The organism is Sphingomonas floccifaciens (assembly GCF_042681125.1).
GTDB lineage: Bacteria > Pseudomonadota > Alphaproteobacteria > Sphingomonadales > Sphingomonadaceae > Sphingomonas > Sphingomonas floccifaciens.
The window spans coordinates 18,625-29,386 of sequence record NZ_JBHUFC010000015.1 but is presented as its reverse complement, the minus strand read 5'-3'; the positions used below and the strand labels follow the sequence as shown (position 1 = coordinate 29,386).

Here is a 10,762-nt window from a genome sequence, read left to right as displayed (position 1 = left end):
CCTGAGCCGCCCTGTTCGCCACCTGTTCAGCTTACCGCTGTCCGTGCCACAAACCTTGAGGTGCCCCCACGTACCGGTCGACGCGCTCGCGGTCGTCGGGCGCGAGCTGGGGGAGGTAGGGCTCGAGGGAGTCGACCTGGTCGACGATCGCGAGCGCGCCCGCGATTGCCGCTTCGAAGTCCTCGGGTTCAGCACCAGTCATCGAAGCCCGGCCGCGGCTTTGAAGTTCGCCTCACTCTCGATCAGCCGATGGGGACGGACGCGTAAGTCGGCGACGCGCATCGGCTCCGAGAGAAGGTTGCCGGTCGCATCGCCGCGCCCGTCGAAGCGGAATCCGAACGCCTCGTAGAAGCGAGAACGATCGGTGCGACGGGCGTCGTTGCCGATCTTGATCTCGTGAACCCTCGCGTCTGGGTGGAAGCACATCGCCCAGCCGATCGCCAGGTTCATAAATAAGGAGCCGAAGCCGAAGCCGAGGAGCTGCGGGCAGAGCACCTCTATATAGCCGCCACCGAACCGGACCCGATTCGCGTCCCGGTCCCACGATGCTTCTTGATCGACCACCCGCATCACCGTGCGGAATGACGCCTCGCGGGGGGCGAAGAGCTCGCGGTGACCGCGGACGTCGATGTCGATCTTGACCTTGGTCGGCCGGACCTGACCGGCGAACGGGCCGGTTGAGGGCACCGTGGTCGCGAACGCGCGTTTGACGTCGACTTCCAGGCGCTCGGGCTCGCTGGGTGGCAGGCGCTTCGCGGGCGTGGTGGTCAGCCAGTAGGCCCGGAACTCGTTAATCGAGAGGGGATCGGTCACGCAGCCGGCTGTCGGTTTTCCTGAAACTGTAGACGATCCAGTACTCTGTAGAAGCGGCCCGAAATGGCAGATTTTCGCCCAAAACAGTAGACGTTGGAATCTCAAGCCCTTCTCCGCGCACTCGTGCTCAGCGTGCGGGCGCTCGCACGTTGATAATGGTGATACCCACATCGGCGCTCGCCAGATCGGCGTCAGTCGTGAACATCTCCGCCTGCAGATCGATGGCTAAGGCCAGACAGGCGCGGTCCCCGAGCGACAGGCCGAGCGACTTAGTCGCTGGGCGAAGATCGCCGATGATCAGTGCCTGGGCCGGGGAGAGGGGGCGGACGTCGAGGTGCAGCCCGCCGAGCGCCTCCCGTACTTCGTCCAGCGACACTCCCCGCTCGCGAAACTTGGAAACCACTTCGGCCAGGTTCGTCGTACCCACCACACAGCGCGTCAGCACGTCTGCGACCCGATCCGCGCCAGGCTCGTCATTCAGAAGGCAGAGCAGGGCGGAGGCGTCGAGGACGACCTTGCTACTCACGCTCCGCCTCGCGACGGCGGTCCGCGATCAGCTCATCAGCCAGCCCGACGTCTTCGGGCACGTACTTGCGCAATATGGCCCGTGCCCGCTCGACTGCCCGGGACACAGACCTGACCCTGAGCTCGCCATCATCGACGTCGACGAGCACGGTATCGCCGGTGCTGATGCCCAGCTCGCGCCGCATGGAGGCTGGGATGACGAGCTTGCCCCCATCCACGATCTTGACCCGCTGCGCTTCCATCTGCACCGCCTCGCACATCACGACCAGTTCTCCGGACCAGTACCAGATTGCGGTGCTAGGTTCTACGACGTTCCGGTATTTCGAGGCAAGATTGTGCTCATCGAGTGACCCATGCCCCAATTGCCCGTTCAGCTAGGCGGAAGCTGGCTCGTAAAGGTCGGCTTGCGTGGCTAGGCCATATAGGATCGGACCTTTCCTATTCTGGCCAGCACCGCTACCAGCGGCCAAATTGGGTGTGCTTGAAAGAGCCGAGCGACAATGAGCGACAGCAAGGAGGGGAAGGGGGTGAAGGGCGCGAGAGTCTATCTTCGGGTCAGCACCGACGAGCAGGACCTCGCGCGGCAGGAGGCAATCGTCGCCGGCGCACGAGCCGCCGGTTACTACGTCGCGGCGGTCTACCGGGAGAAGGCGTCAGGCGCACGGGCCGACCGACCGGAACTCATCCGCATGATCGCCGACCTGCAACCGGGGGAGGTGGTTGTGGCCGAGAAGATCGATCGGATCAGCCGTCTACCGCTTGCCGAGGCTGAGCGGCTGGTCGAGGCGATCAGGGCCAAGGGCGCCAGACTGGCTGTGCCGGGCATCGTCGACCTGTCCGAGTTGGTGGCTGGCAGCGCGGGGGTTGCCCGCATCGTGCTCGAGGCGGTTCAGGAGATGCTGCTCCGTGTAGCGCTTCAAACCGCCCGTGACGACTATGAGGATCGACGCGAGCGACAGCGTCAGGGCATTGAGATTGCCAAGCGGGAAGGGCGCTACAACGGTCGTAAGGCAGATCATGCGCAGCACCGACGCATCATCGCGATGCGCGACGCCGGCATGAGCATCGCGAAGACAGCTGAGGTCATTTCCTGCAGCGCGGCACAGGTGAAGCGCGTGACGGCGCTACACCGGAGAAAGGCGAGCGCCGCGATCAAACCCGACGACCGCGAACCAGAGCGTGGTGTTTCCGACAATCACGCGGTTCTCGACCGCATCGGCGCCGGCGGCTTGTCAACTGTCGAATTCGACACGACGCTGCCGGGCGATCCGCCCCGTAATGTCGATCTCAGTTAAAGGACGGGGCAGCTTGGGTATCATTATGTCACCGATGGCACGCAGATCGTCACCCGCATGGGACGAGACGCCAGCACGGGGGCTCGGTCGGCGCTCGCGCCGATAGAGCCGTGCCCGGTAGGGCCGCGTCCCCGCTGCACCATCGCTCCCCTGCGCCGGCACCGACGCCGCTCTAGCCTCGGCCATGCAGCAAGGGGGACCAATGGGATAACAATCCGCTCTGAGCGGGTCGGTGACCGTTACCACGCAAGCCGATTGCGTCCCTGAGCCCGGCGCCAGCGTCGTGTTCCGAACCCAGGGCTACAAGAAAGGAATCGAGGCCGGCACCTTAAATTACCGCCACTGTCGAGAAAGACTAGACCAAGGAGTATGACTTCTCGGGCAATGGCCTGGTGGTGAGAATCGCCGTGAATCCGGTCACGCCGGTTCACGGTTTACCCGAGTAGCCGGGTATGACGCTTTGCCGTCGAGCTGGACGCCATCGAGCTGCTGTCGCCTAAGCCGGAATGAGCTGGACGCTTTTCATCGACGAATCCGGCCAGGATCAGCGTCATTCGCCCTATGAGGTGCTGACCGGCATTGCGGCCGAGGATCGTCGCGTGTGTTCGCCACGATCGTCCCGCGCGAGGCGCCGCGGCCCGAGCGCAGCGACGCGCTACGCAAGGACATGCGTTCCTGTTCGAGCGCTTCTACAATTTCCTGAACGGTCTTCCCAGCGATCCGATGGGCTATCTCGTGTTCGACGAACTCGATCGCAGCGCCACGCACATCCTGCTCGGCCAGGTGTCGAGCTATTTCGTGAACACGCGCAATGGCCGCAGCCGGTCGCGGCGCATCATTCCCGAGCCGTTCTTCGTCCATAGCGACCTGACGACGTTGATCCAGACCGCCGACATCGTCGCCTATGTCGTTAGCTGGGGGCTGCGCATCAGGCGGATGACGGCGCCGGCGCGCGACGAGCTGCGGCCGCTCGTCAACCTGGTCCATCAGCTCCAGTTTCAGCGCGAGACCGAAGGGGCGATCGGATCTACGGCATGAAGCTGATCGACGATCTGCGGCCGAAGCCCAGAGCCTGAAACGAAAGAAGGCAATGCACGCGTCACCGCGAACAAAGCCTCCAGAAACCCATTTGGTCGATTCGCCTCAACCTTCAATGACGGAAGCGGCGCTCTCGCAAGCCGCAATAGGCTTAGAGTGCCTGCTTACCCAGAGCCCCGCCGAAGGCGAGCCGGGTGGGTGTGCGGAACAAAACGGCACTCATTGACCCTAGATTAGTTGAAACCCTCACGTCCAGCCACTGGCAAATGGGCGCCGCAACTCAACGCCTTCAGGCTCCGGGCAGCTTCCTCGCTGCGTCGAGATGATTCCGGATTATTGGGATAGCGGCTTGAGCCTTGGCCCGTGCCCGCGCATCGGTCCCTTGCGCAGCATAAGCGCTATGGACCTTCAACGCTTCCTCATGCGCAGCGATCTGCCCTTGTCTGTACGCCAGATCGAACTCCCCCAACGGCGTGCTCTCCAATCGCTCAAGCATTTCCGACAAGGGCTCAGCCAGTGCCCCTTCGGCCTCGGCGGATATGGGGACGTTCAGCAGGCGGGCGTGCCCAGCAATGACGCGCGTGTGGAGGTCGACCATCCTCCGGGCGAACGAACGCGAGGCCTGGACCTGGGATCGGGCCAACGCAAGCCGGCTGGCATCGACCTCGTAACGGCTCAACGCATGAACTGCTCCGATATACTCGGAAGTCTTCACAGGCGGCGGGTTTGTGCTGATCCCAGATTGAACGGCGATCGCTGCCACGGGTGCGCCGAAGAATGCGATTGCGAGCGCACCTACAGCCGCTTCGATCGACTTTCGCATTGGTCTACTCCTCATACTACTTGGTTTTTGTGATTAGCGCGGGGCTGAGAGCCGTATCGTCTGCAGCGTTCCACCCAGAATTCAGTTAGCATCGTCGGTCGACTTCGTTTAAGAGAGCGTCGATGCGAGCAGCTAGCAGCGGGCGCGCGCGCGCATATTCGGTGTTGAACGAGGGCAGATCAGACCAGTCGAGAGCCGAAGCCGGTAACGAGGTTTTCGATGGCGGCTCGAGCCCAACGATCACGTCCGCCGTTTGAAGGTCTTCGGGCGCAAGCACGGTGAGCGCCTGCGCGTGCGTGTCTACACCCTCCAGCCGCAACGCGGCCGCCAGCGACGGGGAGACGTGCTCCTCGGGCGTAATGCCGCGAGAGCGGACCTCGATGACGATACCGCGCTCGGCTGCCCGCCGCTTCATCAGTTCGCGCGCAACCGCGCTCTTCACGCTACCATATTGGCAGACGAGAAGCACGCGGGCCGGACGACAGCGCGCCGCCACGCCTGTCGAGACAGTCGCGGCTGACGCTATGACGAGCGTCAGGAAGGCGCGGCGCGGAAACCGAAGCGGCAGTTCGCAAGTCATGCTAGGAGCCCGCCCCTGCTTCACGCCCGCGCTTAGCGCGGCAGGGCCAAGCCACGTCCATCGCCCGCTCGGCGCCCGCTGCCATGTGAACACTCTCAAAGTAGGTGTTTTCTTCGGCCCAGCGGAGATACGCGACGCGCAGCCTCTCACGGTCATACCGGGGCGCGGCACACACATCGCGCCGCGCCACGATCATCATGTCGAGCACACCTTGAAGGTAGGCCCCGCACGCTGGACTATTTGCGCGGCAGCTCGTGATGAGGTCGGCACCGTTCGCTTGCGTTGTCTTCTCTTGGGCTTGTAGCGGGGAGGTCAGCAGGACCGCCAGACACGCCCCGAGCCAATAGTGCCTCCTCATCATGTTCTCCTTCGGGTACGGTGGTCGCCAACGAGCAAGCTCCGCGTCACCAACTTCGTCGCGCACGCAGATAAAAGGCTGAGGGCACGCGCACGCGGACGCGATCGGTCAGTGCGATCGGCGCCTCGCTACGTAGCCCAGCATAAATGTCCTGGACCCGGGTCCGGGCGTGCCGCGTGATATCGGTTACCTGCGCGAGCACGGCCCAAGCGGCGCTCGGCTTGTATTCCCAAGCAGCATCTAGCGAGGGGTAGCGCCGGATCGTCTGGATTTCGTCGATTAGATAGCTGCGCTCGCGATAGCCGCTGTCCAGGCTCACCGTCCAAGTCGATTTCAGCCGCGGCAGATCATTTGTCAGCGTCACCGATCCCGAAAACGGTTCGTCCTCCGAGATCGGGCGCGGTCGCCCGGTTGTGGGATCGATCACCCGTGAGGAGATCACCTGACCGCGGGCCTTGAGCAGGCCGCCTTGCATGCCGAGCCGGGCGAGCGGCAGCGTGAGGTCGAGGATCGCCGTTTCGCGCCGGCCATTGCCGATGTTGCCCGGCGCGTTAAATCCTTCGACCGGAACCTGATCGATCACCTGCTGGAGCGCAGCATGCCGGAGCGTCAGCACGACGTCGCCGCTACCCCAGAACCGACGCTCAAATGCCGCCTCGAACACCCAGCGGCGTTCGGGCTCGAGCTTGGCATTCCCGGCGCTGACCACGCCGGTCGCCAGGTTCGCGGTCGCCACGAAGTCCGCGAAGTCGAGCTGGCCGACCTCGCGCTCGACCCGAGCGCGAACCTGAACCCTCTCGCTGGGCGACCAGGTGACGACCGCGCGCGGCTTGGGGAAGAAGAAGGACGCGGCGCTGTTGGTATCCCCCGTCTGGGAGATGGTGGAGGTCTCCACCCGCGCGCCCGCCTCAATGTGCCAGCGGGGACTGATCCGCCAGTTGGCGGTGGCGAAGCCCTCCGCGCGCCGCTCCTCGACGCGAACGCTGGCGTTGGGAAGCACGATCGGCCTCCCATCGAGCGTCAAGGCCGATGTGCCGTTCAGGAAGTTGAAGATCCCTTCGCCGCCGCCTTCGATGCTGAAGTCGGCTGAGCGCGTATAGGTAATGGTTCCGCGCAGGATGCTCTCCCCCGAGGTGCGGACCTGGGAGAAGTCGCTCAGCACCCGGTTCTGGTTCGAGCGGCTGTCATAGGTGCGCCGACGCAGCGATTGGACGACGACCATCTTGCCCTGAAGGCTCGGCCCAAGCCCGATGGTGTAATCCATGCCAACCTCGCCCCCGGTGCGGCGGTAGCGTTCGACGGTGGCGTCGGCGGGCCGATCCCGAGGCTGACGGTAATCATATCGCTCGGACTTGTCGGTCCCGGTCACGTCCAAGGCGGCGTTGAGATGGGCGAGCCCTCCGAATAGCGGCGACTGCGCGTTGCCGCGGACCTCCAACCCTTGATCGATGTCGGTCAGTCGGGCGCGCGCCTCGCGGAGCACTCGGCCCGCTCCGTCGCGCACTTGTCGAGAGCCATATCCGAACTCGCCGCCATCCTCGTCGTAGTAGCGCACCGAGCCCGACACCGACCCCTCGCCGTTCCGCCGCGAAGCGTCGAATTGGAGGGTCGGGCTGACCCGGCCGTCGCTATACGCGTTCACGGCGCCGGTGGCAGTCAGCTCGGTGCGTGCGGCGCTGCTCAGGACGATATTGGCGACGACGGTGCGGCCCTGCATGTCGATACCCGGCGTGCCGCCACGGATCAGGTCGATCCGGAGCACACTCGACGCCGGGATGCGCCTGAGGATGCCTTCCAGGCTGTCCGTCTTGGTCGAAGGCCGTTGCCCGTCGATCAAGACGTTCCCCGCCGTCCCGCCGAACCCGCGCAGGCTCTCCCCGCCATCGAACGCAAAGCCGGGCAACCGCGCGATCATGTCAAATGCCGTGTTGGGGCGCGCGGCCGCGAAGGACGCGGCAGGGAAGGATGTGACGCCCGGCTGCCCGCCAGCGGCTGCGGCGCCGTCCGGGGCGGCCGTTGTATCCTGTGCGAGCACCAAGGCGAGCCCGTAAACCCATGTCAACGTCATGCAGAACCAATGCGATCAGGGCGAGTAAATTGCCACTACCAGCAGCCGGACGCCGGGCCTGCCCCCCTTCAGGCCCGTGCGTCGCCGCCTCAATCGCCGTCTTCGTCGTGATCGCCTTCGGCACCGCCTCCCAGCACCTGGCCCTCAGGCGTAATGTACAGCCCGACCTTCTTGCCGGCCTTGTCCTTGCCTTCGAGCTCGTAGAGCGTGCTGCCGTCCGCCTTTCTGGTCACCAGCTCGGCTTCGCGGATGGACGCGAGCTGCGCACGCGCGGCGTTCATCGCCGCCGCCGGCACTTGGTTGAGCGGAATTTCCTTCTCCGTATGCTCGCCGATAAGGCGGTTCTCGTTCGCCTCATTGTTCTGCTGCGCTGCGAACGCCACGCCGGCAACCGCCAGCACGGCGGCACCGGCGCCGATCATGAGGTTCCGTTTGCTAGCCATGATCCGTTCCACTTTCTTCAGGGTCCAAGGGAGGTGAACGGACGGCGGCCTCGGCCCTTCAAGCCGTCGTCCGACCCGGATTGCCGCAGCGATTGACGATGGCCGCAGCTCCGGAGCCGCAAAGCCTATGCATCCTCGCCGTCGAGCACGCACCTTGTAGATTCACAAGCTACGATGGCTCGGTCCCCACGAGGTCAGACCCTCTTGCGGCGCCCCCGGCCGCAAATAACGAGCGGCTTCAGCGCGGAGATACCAGTGCCTAGGCTGCCTCATCAATTGCATGCGAAAATGCCTATAGCCGAGCTTTCAAAGGTCCGTTCAGCGCGGGCGGCTTGATCCCGGGCCCACATTCGTTGCCCGCCCTTCAACGTGGGCAGCCAGCGATACCCTCTTGACATACCTATACCACGCTATACCCGGACTATGTGATAAGTGTATCCTTGGTTTGGGCCGGGCTACGAATGGTTGAGCCAATCTAAGCAGCGCAAACGAGATACAAGGTGCGAGGTCAGTCATGAAGATTGCTCTCCTCTGGCGCGGGAGCGCGGCCGAATGGGCGGGACGGGTTCACGAAGCTCGCCAATGGCCAATCATCCAAGCTCTGCGTTCGATGGGCGCAGTCGCAGAACCGATGCTCTACGAGGACAGCATCGCTGACGCGGTTCGTGATAAATTGCTTTCGGTCGATTTGGTCCTCGTCTGGGTAAATCCTCTCGATCCCTCTGGCGATCGTACGACGCTTGACACCATGCTGCGCGCAGTTGCCGCGCGGGGGATTTCGGTCAGCGCGCATCCCGACGTGATTGCGAAAATCGGCGTCAAGGAAGTCTTGTATGCCACGCGAGAGATGGACTGGGGAAGCGATGTTGATCGCTATGCCGATGCCGAAAGTCTGAGCGCAGGTTTCCCCCGTCGCCTCTCGAGCGGCCCTCGCGTCCTGAAGCCGAACAAGGGAAATGGCGGCCAGAACGTCTGGCGCGTCGAGCTGCTCGCGGTCACGCCACCCCCGCTAAGCCCCGATGCGCTGGTGAGCGTCTTGGAGGCCGGCCTTACGAGCGTACCGAAACACATGACCCTTGGCGCTTTCCTTGATCGCTGGAGACCCTACCTTGAAAAAGGCGGCGTGTTGATTGATCAGGAGTACCACCCTCGTCTGAGCGAAGGCATGACCCGCTGCTACCTTTGCGGATCACAGGTGGTCGGGTTCGGCCACCAGCTTATCACCGCGCTGTTGACGCCTGTCGGCGAAAACAATCAGGCTGCCCTCCCGGCACCAGGACCACGCATCATGTTCAGTCCAGATGCGGACCGTTTCGCCGACTTGCGGGCGATGCTGGAAAACCGATGGATACCCGAATTGCAGCGGTTGCTCGCGATCACGGATGAGGAGCTTCCGCTTCTTTGGGATGCCGATTTCCTCCTGCGCCGCGGCGCGACGGATGCCGCTCGCGAGCACGTGCTCTGCGAGATCAACGCCAGCTCGGTAGCCCCATTTCCGGAGAGCGCCGTGCTGCCCCTTGCCGCCGCTGCGATCGGCCGCGCCGCTGGTGCTGCGCGCAGGCGAGGCACGCGTGACGCACCGCGATAATGTTTGAAGGAGAGGTCAAAGCGATGACGTTTGTCGATTACAATGGGTCGGCCCAGCGACGTGCAACTGCAATAGGTTCAGTCTTGGTGGCGCTCTGCGCACTGACCGGGTGCGGCAGTCCGGGCGATGTAGCGAACACGACGCAGGAGGATCAGTCGATCTCTCGCGACTTAGCCGAGTTGAACACAGTCGAAGATCCTCTGCTTCAGGGCAACGATATCGTTCTGCACGAATACGGCGACGATCGTGCCGCCCCCGTTGCTGCGCCAGTCCAAACCCTAGCTCCTACGAAGGCGGCGCCGAAGATGTTGTCGGGGGCGGCCATTCGGCGGGCTGTCGTTGGCCATGAACTCACGGACGGCGCGCACTGGGGGTGGAAGTTCAAGCCCAATGGGCGCTTGATCGCTGAGGAAAACGGCGAACAATCGTCACAGCGCTGGCGCATCCAAGGCGACAAGCTCTGCATCAACGCGGGATACGGGGAACTCTGCTATCGCGCGAGTCGTGACGGACGCTGGCTGCAGCTATGGCGGGACGGCGTTGTTGATATCGAAGCCGAACTGATCTGAGGTAACCCAGCACAAGTTACCTATCGGGCGTCCGTCGTTCCCGAGCACGCCTGACCACGCTGTGCATTGAGAAACAGCCAATCAACGTTCGTCCAATTGATCGCATCCATGAACGCTCCAACATAGCTGGCGGCACTGGCGCCAAAGTCGATATGGTAGGAGTGTTCATACATATCGAGTGCGAGCAAGGGTGTGCCCCCTGCAAGCGTGTGACAGTGATCGGGCGCCCATTGATTGATAAGCTTTCCATCTCGTGGGCACCATGTAAGCAGCACCCAGCCCGAACCGCCGCCCAGCGCTTTAGCGATGCTGGCGAACTCACTTCTCCAACGCTCGTAAGAGCCGAATTGTCCTTCTAGGGCGCCGCGTAACACCAAACTGGGCTCACTTTCGACTCCCAGACCATCGAAGAACAGTTCGTGCAATATCATGGAATTAGCTGCAACTAATTGCTCTCGCTTCAGTCCGTTAACGACGTATCCGGGTGTCGTCGCTAAGTCTATTTCGGCAAGCTGCTCGTCGATGAGATTCAGACGTTTGACCGCACCGCTGTAATTATTTTCGTAATGGCTGACGATCAGCCGCTCCGACATGCCTTTCACCTTTTGGGGATCGCAGCCCAGCGGTTTAATTTCATAAGGCATGTCAAGCTCCCTTCCCAT

Annotated in this window: 14 protein-coding genes; 4 read left to right on the top strand and 10 right to left on the bottom strand. The window is 63.2% G+C overall.

Annotated elements, in window-relative coordinates:
- Window positions 1-31: 31 nt before the first annotated feature.
- The 4 genes from ACFSC3_RS16895 to ACFSC3_RS16880 form a co-directional block, all read right to left on the bottom strand.
- Window positions 32-202, bottom strand: coding sequence for a hypothetical protein (locus ACFSC3_RS16895; RefSeq protein ID WP_197462272.1), 171 nt, complete (start codon window positions 200-202; stop codon window positions 32-34).
- Window positions 199-813: a hypothetical protein gene (locus ACFSC3_RS16890; protein WP_062126600.1), complete on the bottom strand. Its 615-nt coding sequence runs from the start codon at window positions 811-813 to the stop codon at window positions 199-201. The genes ACFSC3_RS16895 and ACFSC3_RS16890 overlap by 4 nt, the downstream gene beginning before the upstream one ends.
- Window positions 814-940: 127 nt before the next feature.
- Window positions 941-1,339, bottom strand: coding sequence for a type II toxin-antitoxin system VapC family toxin (locus ACFSC3_RS16885; RefSeq protein WP_070240738.1), 399 nt, complete (start codon window positions 1,337-1,339; stop codon window positions 941-943).
- Window positions 1,332-1,598 (bottom strand): AbrB/MazE/SpoVT family DNA-binding domain-containing protein, encoded by a 267-nt coding sequence (locus ACFSC3_RS16880; RefSeq protein WP_231902864.1) that lies wholly within the window; start codon window positions 1,596-1,598, stop codon window positions 1,332-1,334. The genes ACFSC3_RS16885 and ACFSC3_RS16880 overlap by 8 nt, the downstream gene beginning before the upstream one ends.
- A gap of 240 nt (window positions 1,599-1,838) precedes the next feature.
- On the opposite strand from ACFSC3_RS16880, the gene ACFSC3_RS16875 reads away from it, so the two are divergent.
- Window positions 1,839-2,633 (top strand): recombinase family protein, encoded by a 795-nt coding sequence (locus ACFSC3_RS16875; RefSeq protein WP_082824900.1) that lies wholly within the window; start codon window positions 1,839-1,841, stop codon window positions 2,631-2,633.
- Window positions 2,634-3,212: 579 nt separating this feature from the next.
- Entirely contained in the window at window positions 3,213-3,671 is a 459-nt protein-coding gene (locus ACFSC3_RS16870; RefSeq protein ID WP_197462273.1) for a DUF3800 domain-containing protein, read from the top strand.
- A gap of 289 nt (window positions 3,672-3,960) precedes the next feature.
- On the opposite strand, the gene ACFSC3_RS16865 is transcribed toward ACFSC3_RS16870, so the two are convergent.
- The 5 genes from ACFSC3_RS16865 to ACFSC3_RS16845 form a co-directional block, all read right to left on the bottom strand.
- Window positions 3,961-4,494 carry a DUF4142 domain-containing protein gene (locus ACFSC3_RS16865; protein ID WP_037447162.1) on the bottom strand — a complete coding sequence of 178 codons (534 nt, stop codon included), beginning with the start codon at window positions 4,492-4,494 and terminating at the stop codon, window positions 3,961-3,963.
- An 85-nt stretch (window positions 4,495-4,579) separates the two neighbouring features.
- Window positions 4,580-5,074, bottom strand: coding sequence for an arsenate reductase/protein-tyrosine-phosphatase family protein (locus ACFSC3_RS16860; RefSeq protein WP_037447165.1), 495 nt, complete (start codon window positions 5,072-5,074; stop codon window positions 4,580-4,582).
- A gap of 1 nt (window position 5,075) precedes the next feature.
- A complete protein-coding gene (locus ACFSC3_RS16855; RefSeq protein ID WP_037447170.1) occupies window positions 5,076-5,432 on the bottom strand; it encodes a Rap1a/Tai family immunity protein in 357 nt (118 codons plus the stop codon).
- A gap of 46 nt (window positions 5,433-5,478) precedes the next feature.
- On the bottom strand, window positions 5,479-7,500 hold the full coding sequence (locus ACFSC3_RS16850; protein ID WP_037447173.1) for a TonB-dependent receptor plug domain-containing protein: 2,022 nt from the start codon (window positions 7,498-7,500) through the stop codon (window positions 5,479-5,481).
- An 89-nt stretch (window positions 7,501-7,589) separates the two neighbouring features.
- On the bottom strand, window positions 7,590-7,922 hold the full coding sequence (locus ACFSC3_RS16845; RefSeq protein ID WP_051749608.1) for a hypothetical protein: 333 nt from the start codon (window positions 7,920-7,922) through the stop codon (window positions 7,590-7,592).
- Window positions 7,923-8,457: 535 nt separating this feature from the next.
- On the opposite strand from ACFSC3_RS16845, the gene ACFSC3_RS16840 reads away from it, so the two are divergent.
- Both ACFSC3_RS16840 and ACFSC3_RS16835 read left to right on the top strand, forming a co-directional pair.
- Window positions 8,458-9,531: a Cj0069 family protein gene (locus ACFSC3_RS16840; RefSeq protein ID WP_156028541.1), complete on the top strand. Its 1,074-nt coding sequence runs from the start codon at window positions 8,458-8,460 to the stop codon at window positions 9,529-9,531.
- A 23-nt stretch (window positions 9,532-9,554) separates the two neighbouring features.
- Window positions 9,555-10,100 (top strand): hypothetical protein, encoded by a 546-nt coding sequence (locus ACFSC3_RS16835; protein ID WP_156028543.1) that lies wholly within the window; start codon window positions 9,555-9,557, stop codon window positions 10,098-10,100.
- A 20-nt stretch (window positions 10,101-10,120) separates the two neighbouring features.
- Here the strand turns inward: ACFSC3_RS16835 and ACFSC3_RS16830 are convergent, their stop codons facing one another.
- Entirely contained in the window at window positions 10,121-10,744 is a 624-nt protein-coding gene (locus tag ACFSC3_RS16830) for a superoxide dismutase (protein WP_037447433.1), read from the bottom strand.
- Window positions 10,745-10,762 lie beyond the last annotated feature (18 nt).